A 20,562-nucleotide genomic window follows, 5' to 3' on the forward strand; every position below is an offset into this window, starting at 1 on the left:
ACCTGTACGGCTCCTTTGGGATTTTACGTGGTTCTGTTGAGATTGTGGAGCGTGATCGCCATAAGCTACTTGAAAGCCTTTTCTTTACGCCGATTTCGAGACAGAATCTCAATCGAGCCAATCGAAACACAAAGGGCGCGATATTGATTTGCACGGGCAGCCAGGTGAAAGCAGCGCGGGCTATGATCGGCATGGGGCAACGAGAGCTTGCCAGGGAAGCCGGCTGCGTCGTCAATACGGTCGTGGGGCTAGAGGCATCCGATGCCGTCAAGGCCAGCTATCATACCGTGGCTAAGGTCCAGCGGGTTTTGGAAAGCCGGGGCGTGGTCTTCATTGGCTTGCCCCAGCCAGGCGTCAAATTTGCCCGCTGGCCGGCTCCGAAGGCATCCCCCGACGACAAGGCGCAGGACTAGGCCAAACCAGCCAACGCCTTGCCAGGGGCAAGGATTCTGGCAAAATGGACGGCATGCGCCTCCTGCAATTCATCGCCGTCATTGCCCTTGGCCTTTTCGTGGCTTGGATTGCGCGCGGATGGGTAAGTTGGATTGGCGACCTAGACACGGCGTTCGTGCTTTGGTTCGCGATCCTTATCCCCGTGGCATGGTTGGTCGACCGCCGCCAGGTCCGGAAAGAGCGTCGTTTTCTCGAGACTATAGGCGCTCTGAAACCAGAGAACAGGCAGCAGGTGGCGCAGCAGCTTATCGGTCGCCGGATGACTGACGATGAGATGGCGAAGTTAGACCAATCCATTGCGGCGAAGAAGCTGCCCGGCTGAGCGTTGCGGCGTTGCCTTCGATGGCCGCGCGCGGGGCGAGCAGCGCTTGCGCAATCTGCACTGCCGGCGACCCTTCCAGAGCCAGCAATTGCCCCACCTGATCCTTGGTGTTCTGACGGCTCATGCCCATCAGGGCGCGGGCAACCAACTGTGCCGCTCGTGCTGAGGCGCCACCGATGTTGGCATCCAAGGGAATGTTGCCGGCGCTGTCCATGGCGTTGGCCGAATACGCCTAGAGTGAGACGCAATAGCGCCATAGATCCTCGATCTCGGCAGGCGTCGTCTACTGCGCAGCACTGAGCGTCGCTACCAACGGTTGAGACCAATAGAATTGCGTGGCGCCGCGCAGAAGCATTTCAGCATCGAACCGCTTCGCCTCGGTAGCTCCTCCAGGAAGCCGGTGAATATGGCCGGAAGGATGCGGGGCCTGAACCAGATCAACGCCATCGCTTCAATTATCAGGCCCCGCTTGGCTACCCATAACCTTGCCAGAAGAACACGGCATCATCGCCGGTCCCGGCATAAGCGGACACCGCGTTACCGCGCACGTCTCCGCCGCCGGCTTCCAAAACAGCCGCCACCAGATGCGGCGGAAGTCATCAATGAGCTTCATGATTTCTTCAAAGAAAAACCCGCCGGTGAGGGCGGGTTTATGGAAATAAAAAGCGCCTCAAGGGCGCTGCGGACAGATCGGAATTTGTTAGCTGCTAGATGTTGTTGGTGACGATCTTCGTCGCGTCTGTTCCAGCAAAATTAGCGATACCATGTCTCGCATTGCCTGTAGTGACATTGCTGGTCACAACGAAGGACGATGCTCCTTCTTCAATCTCGATCCCGTGCTTTTGCCAATCAGGGTGAGAAGGGGAGCCAACGCGGTTTCCAACGATACGTGAACCGACATTGGCTGCCTTCAATATGATTCCAGACGCCGCGCCCACCTTCCCGCCTTGAGGGGGAGCGGAATTGTCCGCGATTTTCATACCAATTATCGCCACATCTTTGGCCGCAACTTCGATACCGTCACCCCGAGCACCGGTTGAAAATCCGCCCTGCAAGGAAGCACCTGAAACGGCTTCGCCTAATCTAATGTTCGGGCCACCTTTACTGCCATGGATCATTGGGTCAGTCATAAAAAACTGGTTGCACTGATCCATCAATACTCCCACGCCATAGCAGAAGTCACCCTCAACGCCATAAAGCGAGAAAAAGGACGGAACGTCCTTCGCACCCACGCTATTGCGAACCCATAGTCCGTGCCCATCTATCGCCGTGAAGTATAATTTTTTCGCAGATACGGTATGCACAAAGCCATCAACAACCAAGCCGTGGCGATTTCCATCGACCCGATGTCTAGCCGAACCACCACTGTGGACCACATTCTCTAGTGCAATGACGTCGCTGCGACCATCAACTTCCATACCGTCTTTCGCTTGGCCGCCGCCCGTTAGCCTTCCTCCGAACTCGCCCCTTGGATTGGCTACTCTGATGTTTCGGAGCGTAACGTTATTGCAGGATATTACGTCATAACCCAAATATGGATTCTCGATCGGTATATCATCTGCAATAAACTGAGCAGCGTACAGGATGGCGATTGACCGGCCACCTGTTTTTTCATACTCGCTCAACGCGAGTCCGGAAATATGGTTGTAATAGATCTCATTCTTCGCTGACCCGCGAAACCGGATCGTATCGAACCTCCCAATACCGGCGATCGTCGCACCCGCCTTGGCGACTAAGTTAACGCGCGACGCTGATATCTCTATTGGCTGCTCAGTTCTGTACCTTCGAGAAAGCACCACATCAGCGCCGCCACTTCTAATTGCCTCTTGTGAGGCCGCAGCTATGCAACGATTGATCTGATCGTGATCCTTGCCGGAGCCAAAGTCCTCCGGGTAAAACGTTGTTCGCCCAATTATATTGACTGCCAATTCCGCTTTAACACTAGATGCAACCACCGCAGCGCCGGCAGTGGTTACAAAAGCTCGGCGAGATAGGTATCTCACGTCCGATCTACAATGCGAACGCGATCCAGGCGTATCTTGCTATCAGACTTAAGCGGCCTAACAACGACTTCAAAGAACCGAACCGCAGGACTTATCGCGACGCGCAAAGACTGCGCGCTGTTCGAGATATGCGTGGAAGCCAATTTATTCCCGAATTCATGCGTTGCTGATATCTCATGCGCACCACTGATTTCGCCATCAAGGAAAATATCGTAAACACCTTCCGGTAGGGGCCAATAAGGTCCGTGAACAACAACCGACCCTATATCTCCGGATAGCTCCTGGCCGTCCGATTGCGGACGGCGCATGTCACGCCAATCAATAACAATCTCTCGATCATTGGGTCGAGTCCTCGACGCGACGATGTAAATGTCTCCTGCATGAGCGAGCTGCTCACGAGACATTGCTTGCAGGAAGCCGCGCCCGTCAATTTCCCAAAATGAAAATCCCAGCCCCGCCAAATAGTCAACGATTTGCAATCCTCTTTGCGAGCCGCCTATGCCGGTAAAGTATTCCAAAATGAGAGCTACGTCCCGTGACCGCTTCAGCAGGCCTTCCATTCCTTGAAGTGCCTGAAATTCGTGGCCTTCAACATCGATCTTGATGCAATCCGCGATTAGATCTCTGTCGACCAGGTCATCGATCCGAGCCAAACTAACATCAATAACCTCTCCCTTTGTATCGCCACCCTTCCCTAAGCTCCCTCCGCCTATGCCGTCAAAAGTAAATCCAAATTTAGCGGTCCCCGCTTCATTCGAGACAGCCTTGTTGAATACTTTTACACGCGGCGTATATCCGTTCACGTAGAGGCTTCTATCAATGAAGGAAAGGAGGTTGGGATTCGCCTCGAACGAAATCACCTTCCCCTGAGGGCCGGCGAGCATGGCGCCGAACATGGTATAGTAGCCAAAATTTGCTCCAACATCGAGCACGACACTGCCCGGCCGAACTAGCTTTTGAAACACCCGGCTCACATGTGGCTCAATCTGCCCGCTGGTCACGATATTCAAGCCGGAGCCTGTGTCGCGTCCATCAATAAACATCTTAAAGCCATAACGCGTGTTGGTTATGAGGGTGCTGTCAAACAGTGACACCGTTTGCATATGGGCCATTTCGAGCGAACGGCGGCGGTCGACGTGAAAATCACGCTGCAGATTATCAAGCTTAGCTTCCAATCTTCCTATAGTCGCGATAGCCTGTTCAATCTGCTGCTTCAAAGACATTTCCTACACCTGTGCAATTTAGGGACCGCACCCTCGAACTACTACAGAAATAGAAGTCCTGCAATTTACTTGGGTTACTGGAGTTTCACCCGCAATTTCTAGTACAACAGTATCATCGCGCAATTCTGGACGGGCTAGTGACGATCAACCGCGATAGTCGGTGCGGCCGAATAGGTGATTGTGATTGATCTGTTAGCCGGGAGCGCCATCGAAACATTCGAGGCGTTGAACATGGTTCCACCTGTGGCCAGCGAGATGTCCGAAACGGTTCCCCCACGAATGTATAGCGTTTCTTGCTGATGGCCCGCTGTATAGGTGAACGGGCTGGCTCCGACAGTCACAGCACTAAGGCCTCTTGGGTTATAACCTGGATTGTTCCGCGCCAAGGCCGTCGCACAAACGCCTCCATCGGAAATCAATGAGCCGGTCAACCCGATCCCGCTGCAACCAACAATCTCGTAGTGCCCGTATGTGCCAGAATTGACGTTGATACCGTTCCAACTGTTGCCAGAGATGTCAGCATCTTGCGCAAAGATGACATTCTTAATGCTGAAGCGCATCGTGGAAGACGGCGCAATGGTAATCCCACTGAAAGTAGCCGCCGCCTGAAGTCCATAGTTCCCAATTCTGCCGCCCATGACATGCCAGTCACTTGCCGCATTCACCTGCATGGCGTGCTGTTGGATGCCAATAATTTCGCCTTCCGTCCATCGCCAACCAACGATGTTCGCGCTATCGAGGACAATGCCCCTGCCGCCAGTGCCTTGAGTGGAAACCCAACAATTTACAAAATGAGAACGCTTGGATCCGGTGTCGTAAATGCCAGCGGCGGAAGATGAGCCGCCGTCAAATATCGTGTTAACAAATTTATTCTCTTTCACCTGATCCATATGGAGCACATATTGGCCGCCGAGAAAGAAATTATTAGAAAACAGGCAACCTTCAGTTAGTCCAGACATCAACACGCACGTCGTGCCGGCTGCGCCATCCTTCATACTCAAAATATTATCTTCAATGATCCAGTTCAGAGCGCCTTGCATATAGAATCCGGTATTAACGGTGCGCAAGAACTCACATTCTGAAATCAAAACGTCGTTCACAGACAACGGTGACAGCGCACATCTAGCGATGGCATATAGATCTTCGGCAAGAATGCGATTGATTTTCGCCCCCAAAGCGCCGACCGTCGTGAAGCTGAAAGCGACTCCAGATGCTCCGGCCCCGGAAACGTGCGCTAACCTCATATTCGAAACTTCGGGCAGATCAGAAATAGCACTATCGAAATTGAAGAATGTACTGTCCGACCCGATCTTCAATAGGCCCGACAAATACATCGATGCTCCAACGATGCGTTCCCCCTTGCGAACAGTCAGCGGCGCTGAAATAGCATAGAACCGATCTATCAAAGCAAAGCCACGAGTCCGTGCCCTAACGTATGAAATCGCACCCTGCACATATGTCAGATCGTCAGCGACGCCATCACCTGCCGCCCCAAACATCATCGGGTTTACAACATTTTCCGACAGCTCCCACCACGAGCCATCGGCAGACTGTACCTTGCCTAGATGAGATGGCTGCGTGTCCACGCGCTTATAGTGGCCCGCGCCGCCATCGGCATGCGCCGCATATCCATTAGTCTGAAAAGCTCCGATAGACGGATTGATCGTGGCCGATGCTATTTCATTGCGGGTAAAATAAGGGCGAATAGCGTCAACAAGCTTCGTCCCACCCCGTGGGGACAAGACCGTCGATGTGGACACTCCAGCCGCAGCCGTTGCATCATCCGCGAAAGGCCGCATGAAGTTGACTAGATCGACGGCTTCAACTGGTTTGATGGGTTTGAGTGTCGCAGGATCGCCTGCGCGCGTTTCGGATTGCGTGGAATAGTCCAATGCCGGGGTTGCCTCGCTGCCCACGTCAAAGAACAACGTCCAGTCGGGGCCTTCAACTGGGGTCGTTCCGGCAGGAACATTGCCAAGCGCTGCCCACAAGACTGTGCCGTAGGAAACCACGCTACCTTTGATATAATCGGCTTTTAGCGGGTCGTAGACCCCTCGTGGATAAAAGCCTGGGCCGGGATTACCCGGCTTGCCTGCGGGGATTGGATAAATAGTCCTTATCGCTGGCACAATCGATCCCCAGAGTTGAGGCCGCAAGCGCCGCCATCGAAGTAAATTTAGTTATGTCGCGATCCTATGTCGTTATAGAGATGTGGAATCTGTGGACTATTTAAAGCCGCTGAAAGTAAGTTGCGACTACGGGACTGGTGCGGTCCCCCTGATGATAAGCAGCCAATGCCGTTTCATCGTCCTCAAGGAACATGAACAGCGCGACCTTGGATATAAACCAAGTGCCGCCGACCTTTCGGCCAAGGCCATAGATGACAGTCCAGCGGCGAATGGTTTCTATCGAGACGCCCGCAAGCTCTGCCGCTTCAGCTATCCGCGCCGCCTCGGCTTTGGAATAAGGTTTTAGGATTATCGGCTCGGTCATGTTTAGCCTCCAGCAATAATGTCGAGAGCGGCGCCGACGATGCCGGCGGCAGTCCCATCAGCTTCGCGAGTGACCGCGGCACGGATGGCATCAGCCGGCACGCCATGTTGAAAGGCGATTCTGAGCGCAACGGCTGCATCTCGGGCATCTGAGCCCGCGTCGGTTGCGGCTTTGGGCGCATCAATGAAAACCTCACTAACACGGCCATCGCGGTAACGGCTCAAGCCGAGGATGTACGGACGGCCACGAAACTCGAAATCGATCAGTTCGGAAGGCCGGCGATTGGAGAGGCGCACGCGTTCGGTCATGCGGCCTCTCCCGGCTCAGTAAACATGTCCTCGATTTCTTCGGGGCTGAACGGCCCCCAATTGCTATCGAGCAAGACCTTGGCGCCATCGGAGCGTCGGATAAGCGCCCATGCGTTGCGCCAACGGCAATGAAAGACGTTGAGTTCTGCCGTGGTGGCATGACGGCAACGCACCACCTCCTGCGGATGTGCGTTGAACCAAATCTGATCGATAGAATGAACGTTGCTCACGCGGCGTCTCCTTATTGAGGGCGATAAAAGGACGAGGATCCATTGCCGAGGCGGGCTTGTCGCTCGTCCATGGCAATGACGGCATGGCCATCGAGCAGGTAAGCCAGCCCGAGCTTATCGATGCGTCTCCATGGCGCCGCCGCATCGGAGCTGAAGAAATCGACCGGCTGCCAGCCGAGCGCCGCCGCCTTGTCAGACCAATCGGCACAGAGGCGCGGCGCGTCGATCAGGAACATTTCCCAGCGACGGGGCGGCATGTCGGGCAAAGGGCCGGCGCGCAAGGCTGAGCGGCAAGACAGAGCGAAGCTCGGATGCCCCTGGACGCTATCGGCTATGTCGATGACGACCGTGGCGCTGACTTCATGATCGTCATCTAACGACCTTCCGTCAGTTACGTCAGTTACCCTCCTAGGCGCGTTTGAGCCGGCGGGTAGTCTTTCGTCAGCTTTGTCGGTTACCGGGGGTGCCGCGTTTGGCGTGGCGACGATGGGTGACGTTGAAACGTCACCCTGGGTCTCCCTCGAAATGAGAGGGGTATGGTCACTGACATTACTGACAGATGGGTAAGCCGAGGGGCTTCTGTCAGCTTTGTCAGTTAGTGGGGGCCTCGCGTTCCGGGCCAGGATGGCAAATAGGCGTTCATCGGCGGTCGCGGCGCGCTGGGCATAGCTGCTCATCGGCAAGCCTCCGGGTTGATGGCGTAGATTGTCTTTGGCCGGCCATTCGTCTGAAGCTGGACCGGCGCAATCCAGTTGAGGTCTGACAGCAGTTCCAGCCCCGCCTTGATCATGTCGATGCTGGACAGACCAGACCATTGGGCGCGGCGGATATCGCGGGCGGTGAAACCATCGATCAAATCTCCGCGGCGAATTCGGCGCAGGACGGCACGGGCGGCGCCGGCCTCCAGCTCTTGGCCAGAGCCATAGGCGCGGCGGGCGTGGCTATCGAGATAGGTCGCGAACGCCTCTGCCTTCGCTACCGAGGCGATGCCGACAGGGCCATGACCAACATCGGCAACGTGGTTGATCAGCGCCAGCGCCGGAACCAATTTGCGGTATTTCGCGAAATGGCTTTCCAGGGCCGGCGACAACTCGCCAGACCGCAGAAGTCCCTCAAGACCAGACCGCCAGACTTGAAAATATTCCAAGGCTTCATCATCGAAGCGGAGAACGGGAATGGCGTCATATTCGCCGCTCTGAGCGCCGATAGCTGCCGGCGTGAGTTTGTAGAGACGTTCGAAACACTCAACAGCCCGGTCCCGATGGGTTGCATCTGGCCAGCGATCGATATCCTTCCAATCGCCAGCGCCATCCGGCCAAACGAGCAAGCCGAAACGCTGAATAAAACCATCGTCGCCGTTGCCGCCGGAATTGGCCTTGGCGAGGTATTCGGCCAACTTGCCGGGCTGGGTGCTGCCCAGCATCGACACACAGCAGCGCGGGATATGAATATGGCCGCGCCCGATCCGGTCAAAGGTGTAGCTGCCGAGGCCGCCCCATGACGACAGGAAGAAACCGCGCGCGGGGGCCTGTTCGGCAGCATCAAGCTGCTTGAACAGGGAAACAATCTCATCTCGATAGGAAAGAACACCATCGGGAGAATTGGCCAAGATTTCCCCGAGGCTTTCAAAGGTGCAGTCATTGACGACATACCGAGGCACCTTGGGCTTGTCGGGCTCGGTGATGCCACTCAGGATAATAGCTGCCTCTTGGACGCCAGGAGCCTTCTTGGCCTTGTCGGCCGCGCCGGCTTTCTGGATCTTGTACGCCTCCATCTGGTTGGCGTAGTCGGTCATCGCGGCGGTGTTGATCGCGCGGGCCTCATCTTCCATCCGAAAGAGAGGGCGCATGGCTTCCTGCATGGCCGGAGACTTGAGGGCTCCGGGCCGGCCGACAACAAGCGCCCAGAGGTTCGCGGCCTCAGTCCAACTTGTGCGCTGCTGCGGCCCAATGGCGACCTTGGCGCCAAGGGCGGCGCTGAGGGCGGTCACGGCGCTGACTGCGACGAAATCGGGCGGGCATTGCAGCCTGTCCGAAATGTCCATGATCCAGCCGCCAATGGCGTCGGGCACATAGGCATGATTGAAGGCGGCCACCGGCAACAACCCCGAAGGGATGGGCTTGGGCTTCGACCATTCACGCGGAGTCATGGCGGCGTGATCGTTCGGGATGGCGTCTTCAAGGGGGATATCGTTAGTAACGAGCTGCATTAGGCGGCCTTTCTGGAAATCAGGATGCGAGGCGATGGGCGGGTCATGGCGGTGCGCAGGGCGATGCCGTGACGGACAGAAGCCGCCCGAAGGGGTTGAGCGCATTCGAGAGTGATGCGAGCTCGGTCGGGGTCGATGATGCAGACGCCTCGACGCTGGGCCGCCAGCCACGCCAAGGGCGATGGATGGACATCTAGGGCCGGATCACCGACGCGGCTGCTGAGGGCGTTCTGAGCGCCCAGCATCGACGCTCGACCGAGCCAGGACGCCAGACGGTCATAACGGGCAGACCACGCGACCAGGTCATCAGCCAGGCCGCATTCATCTCGGGCAACAAAGACGACGGCGGGGATAGCCCGCTCATCGGGCCGCTCACTGGCGAAGTCGAAGACCGCGCCGGCAGCGTCGAAGACGACTTCCCCGGCGGCCAGGGCAAAGCCAAGGCCATCGGGATCATCTCCAAGGGCGGCCGATGGCACGCCACGGCTCAGCAGCCAATCAATCTGCGCCTGTTTGATCGGGCCGGCCTTGTTGATGTAGGCGTCGTTGATATCGTCAGCCAGCATGGGCGGCCCCCATGGCTTTGGAGACCTTGGCGACAACTTCGACGGCTACGGGGACGAACACGGCCCATTCGTCGCGGACATAGCCGGCGCGTTCGGCAAGCAAACGGGCCGTTGCGGGGGCGACATGGGGAAAGCGGGCACAGAGCCAGCTTTCAAAATTGCCCCCACGGGGGATGGAACGGTGGCTGCTCGGGGAGTTATGCGAATTGTGTTTCATGACGGTCCTCTTGGATTGAGGACCGGAGATCGACGTTGCGCCGCAGGTGGAGTTCGCGTACAAAGACGCTGCTATTATGAACTTCCGGCCGGGGCACTCTTTCGAGTTCTCCGGCCTTTTTACGCGGCAATCTTTCCAGTCAGCTTGGCGCTGACGCTATCGGGAATCAGGCGGCGACCACGGATGCGAACGGATTCAATCTCGCCCGTGTTGATCATCTCATAGATGGTGGTCTTGCCGATGCTGTGAGCCTTACAGAAATCGTTGACCGTCCAGAGCAGACGCTCGACCTCGGCGCCCGGCTGCGCGCCTTCCTTCTTTTCGCCGGTAGAGTGCTGAACACCCATCCTGATTCTCCGTCACCCGAACCATTCGGGCTATGACGGAAAGCTAGGGAAACGGCGGAATCGCCGCAGGTATGACAAACCTAATTATTTTCCAGCTGTGGATTGTCCCCTATCAGAAAGCGCTTTGGCCACGGGATTGGACTGACCCACTTTGACGCCCAATCCGGCCATTCCTTTTTGAGCGCTTCAAACTCTTGGTCATCTATAGGCGACACCCGTTCACTTGCCCGTGCAAAGGCCGGAGCATCATCGCTCGAAAAGGCACTTTTCCACGCCGCCTGTGCAAAACCGACAAAAACACTTCCCTCCTTCTTCGATGGTACGCGCTCGTGGAAAAGCGCAATCCAGGCTTTCTGCATCACGTCGAGGAATGCGTTTTCAGTTGGGTCAACTTGTCCTTTCAGGCGCGGAAGCGCCTTATCCTTTATATCGGCGGCCGTGCGCATGGCTGTTGCAAAGGCCTTCACCTTCGCTAAGGCCGCTACGGCATCTTTGGCCCCATCGATACGCTCAGCCAGGTCTTTCGGCGCTGCGGACAGGGCCGCTCCGCTATACATCGTGCCTCGGATCACATTCCCAACGGCCAGCCATTTGGTTGCCTCGGAAGTCTTGTATGGATCGCAGAACAGCACAAAGTCATCGATCGCTTGACCAATCTTTTCGGCCAGCGCACCTATCTCACGATAGTTGGACAGTTGAATATCCCGCCATTCGCTTCCCTGCTGTTGGGCGGCAAGAAACGCGACTTCGACAGCACGCCGCGCAAAAAGCTCTACGATAGGGAAATGGCTAAAGCGCACCTGAGGGCGGCCCGCAAAGCCTCGTGGCGACACCATACGGGCGGTTAGAAACTCGGTAATTGGGAGCTTGTTTTTATAGGCAACGCGGGGGAGACCATGCCAGCCATCACGCCAAGGCCCATAGAGTTCATCGGCCTCCCAAATGAATTCGGTATCCCCGTTGATGATCCATTCGTCGGTGGCGTCCTTAATTTGCTGCCGGTAGGCGCTAGCCCTATCCTTCATCCGGCTACGCTCCCGTTACGTAACGGAATGACATTTCCAGTTATTTGGCCGTCACAGTAATCCGCCCAGGCCTGCATGAGCTTGCGGCGGCGCTCAATCGCGTCAGAGCGCCGATAGGCGGCCTCAGCCTTATCCTTGATCGTATGAGCTAGGGCAGCTTCCGCAATCTCTCGGGGGAATGCCGTGGCGTCTCCCGCCCAATCGCGGAAGCTGGATCGGAAGCCGTGCGTCGTGACGCCTTTGACATTCATTCGGCGCAACGTCATTGCCATGGCCATATTGGACAGCGGCCGGCCCTTCTTCGCGCCTGGAAACAGAAAGTCTCCGTCCCGCTCAGTCCTGCCTACGAGCAAGCTTTTCACAAGGTCCAGCGCTTGCGTCGACAACGGTACGCGATGTTCAACGCGCGCTTTCATGCGTTCGGGCGGAATGGTCCATATGGCAGCTGCAATGTCGAATTCAGGGATCTTCGCCGCCAAGGTTTCGGTCGACCGCGTAGCAGCCAGGATAGTGAGTTCCAAAGCCTTCGGGGCTAGGCCTTCAGCGCCCCTTAGCTTGGGAAGGAACTTGGGAACGTCGTCATAGGGCATTGCCGCGTGGTGACGTTCAATCCGTTTCACCGGGCTGGAGAACAGGGGTTTCAGCACACCTTTCCATGCAGCGGGGTTAACGCCCTTGCGAAAGCCCTCTGCCGTCGCAGCATCAAGGATGCGCTCTATCCTGCCCCTCACGCGCGAGGCCGTTTCGGGCTTTGTTGTCCATATCGGCCGCAGCACGCCGGCCACCTCTGGCACGCCGATCTGATCGATGAGCGTCTTATGGATCGGCCTGCAATATTGCTTGATGGTGTTCAGCCATTGTTGCCGGTGCTTAGGGTTCGAATATTCTTTGACGATCTCGGGGATCAGCTTTTCAGCGTAGGCAAGAAAGGTCGGAGCAGTTTCGACCTTTGACCGCGCGGCCATCGGATCAATACCGGCCCTAGCTTTCCGGCGGGCCTCCATGGCTTCAGCCCGCGCCTCAGCCAGTGATTTTGCGCCCTGCCCTCGGGCTGGCCCTAGGCCCATTTCTCGCTGGCGATCACCCCAACGAAACCGGAATACCCACTTGGCCGCCCCGCCCTCACTGACATGCAGATACAAGCCAATGGCGCCGGCATCGGAATGCTTGCCAGCTGGAGCGCTTTCAACTGATTTAGCGGTAAACTTTAGCTTTGCCATGATCCACACTTGCGTCCACACTTTTACCACGGCTAGCGGCGGAATGCAGCGGAAACGGCGGAATGTTTACATGACAAATAGCTGTGAGCGACGGCTTTTCCCGACTGTGGCGGAGCGGTGCGGAAACGTATTAGGCGGACGCTCCCTCCGCCATCAAACCGCCGCCACCACGCGTTTTTGAATAGCGCACGCGCGACAGCCCTCCGTAGCGCGATAAAAGATGGGTCTCACAAGCGGGATAGCTCACCCCGAAAATAGTCACCGGTGATCGCAATGGCTGCCGTATTTTTGCTTCGCAAGTCGGCCTGGGCTTTTCTCCGGTCACCCCTCGCAACAACGAGTCATGCTAAGTATGAGGCATGGAAAGTCTCCGGCCCCACGATCATATTCCAGCCTCGCAGGCGATGCCTACTGGCGACGTCCTGCTGCGCGACCAAGCGATTTTGGGGCGGCTTGAAGCGCTTAAGGCCAAGATCATCGACTGGGCCACAAAGCATGAACTATGGCACGACTCTGACTTCAAAACGCCGTTCGTCCACCGAGGTGAAGCGCCGTTTCTCGGGGAGGGTTTGCTGCTCGTCTCGGACGGCGCGCTCGTTTCGATGTTTAACAGCGTACACTACGAGACGGACCAGTTAGAAGCGGAATTCCGGGCGCTGCTAGAGGGCGAAGGCTTCTGGTACGAACTGCAAACGTCCACCTCAGCCCTGATCATTCCCGAAAACGAGGCGTTTCAAGCCGACCTGCTAAAAGTCTACCGTTGGCAGTGGATTCAAAAGCTATCAGAGCGTCGGCTCTATAGCCTGCACAGTGAAGTTTTCGAGTTCTTCGCCCGAGATCCAGACCGGCTGAAGCAGCTCGGATGGCGCCAGTTTGAGGAATTCCTCGACGCGGTCTTCAAGAACCAAGGCTTTCACACGCAGATTGGACCAGGAAGCGGCGATCGAGGGATCGACCATCGTCTCTATCAAAGCGAGGCGATCCCCGAGGTTGTCGCGGTCGTTCAGGCCAAACGATACACCAATAAGCCTATTGGGCTCGATGCGGTTGCGGCTCTCCTTGGCGTCGCGGCGGTCGAGGGAGCGCCAAACGCGATCTTCGCAACGACGTCGCGCTATCTACCTGGCGCGCGGGAGTATGCCCACAATGCCCGGCAAAAACTTCATCTTCCAAAGCTCGAACTGGCCGATCTCGGACGCATTCAGGAATGGTGCGCCACTATTTCGCAGCAATTAGAGGCGTACTTCAGCGGCGGCGCGCTTTCGCTACCACCTCTTCTTGACAAACGCGCCCCCACACCGCTGAACGGCCGCATCGTCGTCGCGCATTGGGGCTCCGTCGCGAGTCACAACTCGTTTGCTGTCATCGAGGCGGACTATCCGCACGAGGCGATCCTGCGCCCGATCGGCCATCGGGACGTATCCGGCGATGGTCAACGAGGCACACAGATGCCAGATGAAAACGGCCAGCTGTTCCCTCTCGATCCGATACGATTTGTGGCCTACCGTAGTGAAAGTTACGGACGTGAAAACTTTTGGGGCAACGGCATGCTATACGCGCTGTGGGACGGCACGCCGCAGTATTTCGATAGCTGCGATTAGGTCTGGCGATGCCGCTGCATCTCACGCCTCGTAAGTCGTGACGTCAGCGAAGAGCACTCGCTCTCATGCACATAAGCGAAGCTGTATTTGGCGCGGGTTGCGCCGACATGCGTGTGTGATGTGACCGCCTTGATATGCTTGAGATCAGCGGTCTCAAGCCATTTGCAGGCAGCCTTGTGAGGAAAGACCAGAACGCGATCGAAGGTTCGACCTTTGGATGCGCCGCACGGCCTGCATGCTACCGTCAACTCCGACGCCCCGCCGTATTTCTACGGCTACGCGACGAAAAACCTTCTGACCTGTCGGGACACACTCGGCTTGTCACGAAACGAGATCGTGCATTTGGTCCACGACGGGCGCGGGCTGGTCCGCGACCGAGCTGAAACACGGACAGTCATCTCGCCCGGAGCTTCAGCGACTTCTCGTTTGGTCACCGAAGGGATCGCAGCCGAATCCTTGAAGACCTTTTGCACGGCTAGAGCTATCCAGCGCGCTTCGCTGCAGCGAGCAAAAACGCTTCGATCCGCGTCGTCAGATAGACCGGAATCTCGTCCATCGGATAATGGCCGCTGTTTTTCAAAATTTCGACGGTGACATCGGCGTTGCTGAACAGGTGCGGAAAGACCGCCTGGACGATTTCGGCGCGAACGCCGTTGTCATGTTCGCCAGCCAAGGCGAGGATCGGGATCGTGACCGTTTCGGCGCGCGCCGAGAGATCATCGTGGATGAAGGACTGCATGTAGCTGCGAAAGGCTTCCGGCTTGGCGGTGGCGCGCGCGCCGGCCAGCAAATGCCGCATCCAGACCTTCGACAATCGATCACCGACAGAGCCGCCGATGAGCGCCAAAGCGGTTTCGTCGCTGTCGCAGACGCCTGAGAAGAAGCCGAGCGTCGCGTCGTCGACGGGCATGGCGGGCGCTGGAACCGGCGTGATCGCGACCAGGGATTTGATCCTGGAACCGCCATCGATCGCCACTTTCTGCGCCGCCTTGCCCCCCATCGAATGGCCGATCACATGAAATGTTTTCCAGCCCAGGTGATCGGCGAGCGCCAGCGCATCGCGCGCCACCTGTTCGATCGAATAAGCGCCAGCGAGATCGCGCGAATGGCCATAGCCCCGGTAATCGACAAAGGCATATGTGAAACGCTCGACGTCGAGACTATCAAAGAGCGCGGCATAGGCGCGATGATCGCCGAACCATCCGTGCAGAGCGATGACCCGTTCAGGACCGTGGCCAATGGTTGTGTGCCACACGACAGTCTCTTGATCGCTCATTGCTGGGGGCTCGCCGCGAGGATGGACCGCCATTTCTCAATATCAGCTTCAATGAACTTCCGAAATTCGGCGGGCGTCGCGCCGATCGGGTCGATGCCTTGCGTCTTGAGAGACGTCATCACCATCTCGGTTTTCAGCGCGCCATTGGCCGCCTGCGCCATCTGATCGACAATCGAAGCCGGCGTGCCGCCCGGCGCAAGCAAGCCGATCCAGATGCCGACATCGAAGCCGGGAATGCCCTGTTCGTCCATCGTCGGCACATCAGGCAGGATGGTCGCGCGCTTGGGCTGCCCCACCGCCAGAGCGACAAGCGCACCGGAGGCGACATGCGGCGCCAGCGCCACGCCGACATTGAACATGGCATTGATGCGGCCGGTGAGCAGGTCCGTCATGCCTTGATTGGCGCCGCCCTGATAGGGGACGGACACCACGTTCGATCCCGCCTTGATGTTGAACAGGCGGGTCGCAAGGTCGCTGGCAGTGCCGGCGCCCGAGGTGCCGAACGTCAATGTGTCGGGCTTGCTCTTGGCGATCGCCATGAGCTCTTTCACATTACGGGCGGCGACGGAGGGATGAACAACAAGCACGTTCGGGCTGACACCCAGCAGCGCCACGGGTTCCATGTCCTTCCCAAGGTTGAAGGGCAGGCGCGCCTGAACCGGATTCAACGTATTGGCGACCGTCGCCATGAACAGGGTTTGTCCGTCCTTCGGCGCCCGCGCCACCGTTTCGGCGGCCACCATGCTGCTATTGCCTGGGCGGTTCTCGACGATGATCGGCTGGCCGATCACGCTTTCCATATGCCGCCCAACCAGCCGCGCGACAATATCCGCAGTCGAGCCGGCACCGAAGCCGACGATGATCCGGACCGGGCCGGAGGGTGATGTCTGGGCTGCCGCGCGCTGCTGCGGAAACAGCGCCAGCATCGTCAAAGCCACGAACAAGTAAAGAGAACGGGCCTTTGGCACGGCAATATTCATGGCGTTCCTCGCATGACGATGTCCTTCGTGGACATTCTCGGCCAGTCTAGACGCCTTCCGGCGATATCCAGCCTCTCCCTTAAGCGATCGCTTCAAAAGGCGCTGTCACATGTGCTTGTGACAGCTTGCGCGCGCCCTCTCCATCATAAGAGATCGCACGAAAGTGTCCACGCGGGCCGTCCAGCGGGCCATCTCAGCGTTTGCATCGGAGACGCGAATCATCTTTCGTGCCTCGAAACATCCAAGGATTGAGGGAGTTGAAACATGGCCATTTGCAAGGGCGTTCGTGAGGTCGGGCGGCTCGATTGCTCCGGCGGCGGACAGATCGTGGTCGATGGCGACTATGGCTATATCGGCCACATGAGCGCGCCGAGCGGCACGTCGATCGTTGATCTCAGCGATCCGTCCAAGCCGAAGACGATCGCCCATCTGACGATCCCGTGGGGGCTGCATTCCCACAAGGTTCAAGCCGCCAATGGCTTGATGCTGGTCAATCACGAAATCGTCTCGCCCGACATCGCGGCGAAGGAAGGCCTGCGCGGCGGCCTGGGCATCTACGACATCAGCAATCCGCACGCACCGCGCGAGATCACCCGCTGGCAGTGCGACGGCACCGGCGTGCATCGTTTCACCTTCGATGGGCGCTATGCCTATATCTCGCCGGAGATCGATGGCTATATCGGCAATATCGTGATGATCCTCGATCTCGCCGATCCGGTGAGACCACGCGAAGTTGGGCGTTGGTGGATGCCGGGACAATGGATTGCCGGTGGCGAAACACCCTCATGGCCCGACCGTCAGCATCGCTGCCATCATGCGATCCGGCGGGACGATCGGTTATATGTCAGCTATTGGCACGGCGGCGGCGTTCTTCTCGACATCAGCGACATGAGCCAACCGAAGCAGATTTCCGGCTTCGACTGGAGCCCGCCGTTTCCGTGGCCGACGCATTCGCTGGTGCCCGTGCCCTTCGCCATCAATGGGCGGCGCTATCTGATTGTGGCGGACGAAGACGTCAACCCGCTCGATCCGGAAATGGCGCCGGAACTGGCCGCCTTCATCTGGATCGTCGATGCCACCGACGAGACGCGGCCGGTCCCGGTCGCGACATTCCAGGTCGAGGGCATCCACGGCAAACGCAACCCGAGCATGACGGGCTGTCACCAGCCGGTCGAAATCATCCGCGGGACCGAGGTACCTGTCGCCTGGTTTGCGCAGGGGTTACGCTTCCTCGACATTTCCAACCCGATGCAGCCACGCGAGACCGCCCATTACATTCCCGACGCGCCCGCAGGGCGGCGTGCCTCCAGCAATGACGTGTTCATGGACGAACGCGGCCTGGTCTATCTGATGGACCGCGTTTCCGGCCTTTCCATCGTTGAGCGGATCTAAGGCACGTCCTTCGAAGGGTGGAGGCTTGAAGCCTCCTCCCAGGAACGTGATCCTGGGGGCCGCGATTGAATACATACAATGAGATATAGATAAGGTGGCCAAGGGGGTTCTGCCTCGGGGTTGAGAGGATTCGACCGACAGGACACCAGATATGATCGCTTACATCGTCGCATTCCTCGGCGGCGTGTTGACCATCGTCAGCCCCTGCATCCTGCCGGTTCTGCCGTTCGTCTTCGCGCGGGCCGACCGCCCCTTTCTGAGCAACGGCTTGCCGCTTTTGATCGGCATGGCGGCGGCCTTCGCCGTCATCGCGACCTTGGCGGCTGTCGGCGGCAATTGGGTGGTCGAGGCCAATGTCTACGGCCGATATATCGCCATGGCGCTGCTGGCCGTGTTCGGCCTGACCCTGCTCTTCCCTTCGCTGTCCGAGCGTTTGACGCAGCCGCTCGTCACACTCGGCAATCGTCTTTCGCAAAGCACGGCCGGAAACGATGATCACCCCAGGGGTGCCGTCGCATCCTCGCTCGTCCTCGGCGTCGCCACCGGCCTGCTCTGGGCGCCCTGCGCCGGGCCGATCCTGGGGCTTATTCTGACCGGCGCGGCTTTGAATGGCGCCAATGCGCAAACGACCCTGTTGCTTCTCGCTTATGCGCTCGGCGCGGCCACCTCACTCGGGCTGGCCTTGCTTGCCGGCGGCAAGGTCTTCGCGGCGATGAAGCGTTCTCTTGGCGTCGGCGAAATCGTGCGCCGCGGCCTCGGTGTCTTGGTCCTCGCGGCGGTGGTCGTCATCGGCCTTGGCTGGGATACGGGGTTCCTCACGCGATTGTCGGTCACCGCGACAAACTCTGTCGAGCAGAAACTCATTGGCGCCCTTCGGCCGGAGCAGAGCACGCCGAAAGGCGCAGGCGGCGCGATGATGAGCCAGAACGGCGCTGCGCCTGACACCAAGGCCCCCTCAAGCGAAACGCTTGGCGTCGAGGGTCCAATGCCCTCTCTGGAGGGGGCGAACGATTGGCTGAACTCAACACCGCTGACGAAGGAAGGCTTGAAGGGCAAGGTCGTCCTGATCGACTTCTGGACCTATTCCTGCATCAACTGTCTCCGAGCCATTCCTTATGTTCGGGCCTGGGCCGAGAAATATAAGAACGACGGGCTCGTCGTGATCGGCGTGCATACGCCGGAGTTCGCCTTCGAACGGCGCATCGACAATGTCAAACAAGCCGCCGCCACCCTCAAGATCGACTATCCGATCGCCATCGACAACGACTATAAAATCTGGCGCGCCTTCGAAAACAACTATTGGCCGGCGCATTTCTTCATCGATGCCGAAGGCCGCATTCGCCACCACCATTTCGGCGAAGGCAGCTATGACGAGTCCGAACGCGTCATTCAGCAGCTGCTCAAGGAAGCCGGGCAGACGCATATTGCGAACGATGTCGTCGACGTGAAACTTGCCGGCATCGAGGCCTCGAGCCAGGTTCAAGACGTGCAGTCGCCGGAAACTTATCTGGGCACCATGCGCGGACAGAATTTCATCTCCCCCGGTGGGGCCATACAAGATCAGCCGCGCGACTATCAGCCAGGCAGCCCGCGCCTGAACGAATGGGGCCTCTCGGGCAATTGGTCGGTCGGCCTGGAACGCGCCACCGCCAATGCGCCAGGCGCTGGCATCGTTTATCGCTTCCACGCCCGCGACCTGCATCTGGTCCTCGCCGCGCCGCCCAGTGGACAGGCGGTTCGCTTTCGCGTGAAAATCGATGGCCATGCGCCAGGCGACGATCATGGCGTCGATACCGACGCCCAGGGCGACGGCACGGTCACGGACCAGCGGCTCTATCAGCTCATCCGTCAAAAAGGCGCGATTACGGACCATCTTTTCGAGATCGAATTCCTCGATCCTGGCGTGCAGGCCTATGCCTTCACATTCGGCTAAACGGGAGAACACTCATGTCTGATCCAGTGGCTCGGTTTTTCGGAAAGCCTCAACTGGTGGCGATCGTGGCCGCCTGTGGCATCGCCGCATCGACGGCTTTCTTCATGCGCGACAGCGTGGCCGCCGAACAGGCCGTCATCCTGCCGCCGCCCACCGTCGATGAGAGCGCCTCCGGCCCGGCTGTCGCCGTGCTCGCCGGCGGCTGCTTTTGGGGCGTGCAAGGGGTCTTCCAACATGTGGACGGTGTGATCAACGCGGTCTCGGGTTATGCCGGCGGCGAGAAGACGACAGCGACCTATCAGCAGACGAGCTCAGGCAAGACGGGTCACGCTGAATCGGTGCAGATCACCTACGACCCCAAGAAGGTCAGTTACGGCAAGCTGCTGCAGATCTACTTTTCCGTGGCTCATGATCCGACACAGCTCAACCGGCAGGGCCCGGATGTCGGCACGCAATATCGATCCGCGATCTTCCCGACCAATGCCGAGCAGGAAAAGGTCGCCAAGGCCTATATCGCTCAGCTCAACGGCGCTCAGCTCTTCCGGGCTGCCATCGTCACCCGCATCGAACCGGGCCGGACCTTCTATCCGGCCGAGGCCTATCATCAGAATTACCTGACGCTACACCCGGCCAATCCTTATATCGTCATCAACGACAAGCCGAAGGTCGAAAACCTGATGCGCGTCTTCCCCGACATCGCACGGGCCCAGCCCACACTCGTCAAGGTCGGCGACGCGACAGATTGAAGTCGGCGACTGCCGCCA

21 protein-coding genes are annotated in these 20,562 nt (G+C 58.2%); 6 read left to right on the plus strand and 15 right to left on the minus strand.

Annotated elements, in window-relative coordinates; translation table 11 throughout:
• Nucleotides 1-44: 44 nt before the first annotated feature.
• Together BLW50_RS30445 and BLW50_RS30735 are read left to right on the plus strand one after the other, a co-directional pair.
• The gene (locus BLW50_RS30445; protein WP_139267674.1) at nt 45-413 is read left to right on the plus strand and encodes a helix-turn-helix domain-containing protein; all 369 of its coding nucleotides are present in this window, start codon (nt 45-47) and stop codon (nt 411-413) included.
• 44 nt (nt 414-457) lie between these two features.
• Complete coding sequence (locus tag BLW50_RS30735) at nt 458-775, plus strand: hypothetical protein (protein WP_090705337.1); 318 nt, start codon at nt 458-460, stop codon at nt 773-775.
• 707 nt (nt 776-1,482) lie between these two features.
• Here the strand turns inward: BLW50_RS30735 and BLW50_RS18820 are convergent.
• From BLW50_RS18820 to BLW50_RS18875, 13 genes are all read right to left on the minus strand, one after another.
• Complete coding sequence (locus tag BLW50_RS18820; protein ID WP_139267676.1) at nt 1,483-2,730, minus strand: right-handed parallel beta-helix repeat-containing protein; 1,248 nt, start codon at nt 2,728-2,730, stop codon at nt 1,483-1,485.
• A gap of 44 nt (nt 2,731-2,774) precedes the next feature.
• The gene (locus BLW50_RS18825) at nt 2,775-3,995 is read right to left on the minus strand and encodes an FkbM family methyltransferase (RefSeq protein WP_170850241.1); all 1,221 of its coding nucleotides are present in this window, start codon (nt 3,993-3,995) and stop codon (nt 2,775-2,777) included.
• 140 nt (nt 3,996-4,135) lie between these two features.
• Nucleotides 4,136-6,130, minus strand: a complete 1,995-nt coding sequence (locus BLW50_RS18830; protein ID WP_139267677.1) for a right-handed parallel beta-helix repeat-containing protein — start codon at nt 6,128-6,130, stop codon at nt 4,136-4,138.
• Between the two features lie 100 nt (nt 6,131-6,230).
• The gene (locus tag BLW50_RS18835) at nt 6,231-6,494 is read right to left on the minus strand and encodes a helix-turn-helix domain-containing protein (protein WP_090705347.1); all 264 of its coding nucleotides are present in this window, start codon (nt 6,492-6,494) and stop codon (nt 6,231-6,233) included.
• 2 nt (nt 6,495-6,496) lie between these two features.
• Nucleotides 6,497-6,802, minus strand: a complete 306-nt coding sequence (locus BLW50_RS18840) for a hypothetical protein (RefSeq protein WP_090705350.1) — start codon at nt 6,800-6,802, stop codon at nt 6,497-6,499.
• Nucleotides 6,799-7,032 carry a hypothetical protein gene (locus tag BLW50_RS18845; protein WP_090705352.1) on the minus strand — a complete coding sequence of 78 codons (234 nt, stop codon included), beginning with the start codon at nt 7,030-7,032 and terminating at the stop codon, nt 6,799-6,801. Before BLW50_RS18845 ends, BLW50_RS18840 begins: the two co-directional genes overlap by 4 nt.
• Nucleotides 7,033-7,043: 11 nt before the next feature.
• Nucleotides 7,044-7,709, minus strand: a complete 666-nt coding sequence (locus tag BLW50_RS30455; RefSeq protein ID WP_139267678.1) for a hypothetical protein — start codon at nt 7,707-7,709, stop codon at nt 7,044-7,046.
• The gene (locus BLW50_RS18855; RefSeq protein ID WP_170850242.1) at nt 7,706-9,241 is read right to left on the minus strand and encodes a YfjI family protein; all 1,536 of its coding nucleotides are present in this window, start codon (nt 9,239-9,241) and stop codon (nt 7,706-7,708) included. The genes BLW50_RS30455 and BLW50_RS18855 overlap by 4 nt, the downstream gene beginning before the upstream one ends.
• Entirely contained in the window at nt 9,241-9,807 is a 567-nt protein-coding gene (locus BLW50_RS18860) for a hypothetical protein (RefSeq protein ID WP_090705360.1), read from the minus strand. Before BLW50_RS18860 ends, BLW50_RS18855 begins: the two co-directional genes overlap by 1 nt.
• Complete coding sequence (locus tag BLW50_RS30460) at nt 9,797-10,024, minus strand: hypothetical protein (RefSeq protein ID WP_139267679.1); 228 nt, start codon at nt 10,022-10,024, stop codon at nt 9,797-9,799. The genes BLW50_RS18860 and BLW50_RS30460 overlap by 11 nt, the downstream gene beginning before the upstream one ends.
• Before the next feature lie 119 nt (nt 10,025-10,143).
• Complete coding sequence (locus BLW50_RS18865) at nt 10,144-10,371, minus strand: helix-turn-helix domain-containing protein (RefSeq protein WP_090705363.1); 228 nt, start codon at nt 10,369-10,371, stop codon at nt 10,144-10,146.
• Nucleotides 10,372-10,451: 80 nt separating this feature from the next.
• Nucleotides 10,452-11,396 carry a hypothetical protein gene (locus tag BLW50_RS18870; protein WP_090705366.1) on the minus strand — a complete coding sequence of 315 codons (945 nt, stop codon included), beginning with the start codon at nt 11,394-11,396 and terminating at the stop codon, nt 10,452-10,454.
• Nucleotides 11,393-12,616 (minus strand): tyrosine-type recombinase/integrase, encoded by a 1,224-nt coding sequence (locus BLW50_RS18875; protein ID WP_090709351.1) that lies wholly within the window; start codon nt 12,614-12,616, stop codon nt 11,393-11,395. Before BLW50_RS18875 ends, BLW50_RS18870 begins: the two co-directional genes overlap by 4 nt.
• A 359-nt stretch (nt 12,617-12,975) precedes the next feature.
• On the opposite strand from BLW50_RS18875, the gene BLW50_RS18880 reads away from it, so the two are divergent.
• Nucleotides 12,976-14,217 carry a restriction endonuclease gene (locus BLW50_RS18880; RefSeq protein ID WP_090705368.1) on the plus strand — a complete coding sequence of 414 codons (1,242 nt, stop codon included), beginning with the start codon at nt 12,976-12,978 and terminating at the stop codon, nt 14,215-14,217.
• Between the two features lie 481 nt (nt 14,218-14,698).
• Here the strand turns inward: BLW50_RS18880 and BLW50_RS18885 are convergent, their stop codons facing one another.
• Complete coding sequence (locus BLW50_RS18885; protein ID WP_170850243.1) at nt 14,699-15,472, minus strand: alpha/beta fold hydrolase; 774 nt, start codon at nt 15,470-15,472, stop codon at nt 14,699-14,701.
• A 17-nt stretch (nt 15,473-15,489) separates the two neighbouring features.
• Complete coding sequence (locus BLW50_RS18890) at nt 15,490-16,473, minus strand: Bug family tripartite tricarboxylate transporter substrate binding protein (protein ID WP_090705372.1); 984 nt, start codon at nt 16,471-16,473, stop codon at nt 15,490-15,492.
• Between the two features lie 264 nt (nt 16,474-16,737).
• Here BLW50_RS18890 and BLW50_RS18895 point away from each other — a divergent pair, with 264 nt between their 5' ends.
• The 3 genes from BLW50_RS18895 to msrA all read left to right on the plus strand — a co-directional run bounded on the left by BLW50_RS18895 (nt 16,738) and on the right by msrA (nt 20,544).
• Entirely contained in the window at nt 16,738-17,865 is a 1,128-nt protein-coding gene (locus tag BLW50_RS18895; RefSeq protein WP_090705374.1) for an LVIVD repeat-containing protein, read from the plus strand.
• 151 nt (nt 17,866-18,016) lie between these two features.
• Entirely contained in the window at nt 18,017-19,798 is a 1,782-nt protein-coding gene (locus tag BLW50_RS18900; RefSeq protein ID WP_090705376.1) for a cytochrome c biogenesis protein DipZ, read from the plus strand.
• Between the two features lie 14 nt (nt 19,799-19,812).
• A complete protein-coding gene (gene msrA, locus BLW50_RS18905; RefSeq protein ID WP_090705378.1) occupies nt 19,813-20,544 on the plus strand; it encodes a peptide-methionine (S)-S-oxide reductase MsrA in 732 nt (243 codons plus the stop codon).
• The last annotated feature ends 18 nt before the right edge of the window (nt 20,545-20,562 follow it).

It is taken from the genome of Beijerinckia sp. 28-YEA-48 (genome assembly GCF_900104955.1).
Lineage (GTDB): Bacteria > Pseudomonadota > Alphaproteobacteria > Rhizobiales > Beijerinckiaceae > Terripilifer.